We start from the raw sequence: 387 nt of genomic DNA, 5'->3' as shown, positions 1-387 counted from the left end.
GCCAGCACTTCCAGATAAAGACCGCCTGACTGAGCGTGCTCGGCCATAATCTTTTTGGCCGCCGCGAGAAGCTGCTTGCCAATGCCTTGTCCTTTGATTTCAGGGTTAACATGCAGGTTATCGACCAGTGTGCCCAGTTCAGGGTGCGCATCCAGCTCGATGCAGATAAAACCACACATTTTGCCGTTTTGTTTCGCAACAAGAATGTGCCGTTTACTCATGGGTTGAGTTAAGCGCGAATGCCAGGTCTGAAACCTGTCCTGATGGATATCGTGAGTCAGATATTGTTCTGACAAGTCGTTGCAATACACAGCCTGCCAGTTGCGAACATGCAGTTCGGTAATAGCGGAATGATCGTCAAATGTGGCGTAATCAATGGTTAGCATA

1 protein-coding gene is annotated in these 387 nt (G+C 48.8%); it reads right to left on the bottom strand.

Going from position 1 to position 387, the window contains the following annotated elements; genetic code table 11:
* A partial coding sequence (locus tag ACYP03_RS24515; RefSeq protein WP_459782451.1) for an N-acetyltransferase family protein occupies positions 1-387 on the bottom strand: 387 nt, incomplete at both ends.

The organism is Photobacterium sp. R1, assembly GCF_054600795.1.
Note: the sequence above shows the minus strand (reverse complement) of the source record. Positions and strands in the feature narration are given on the sequence as shown.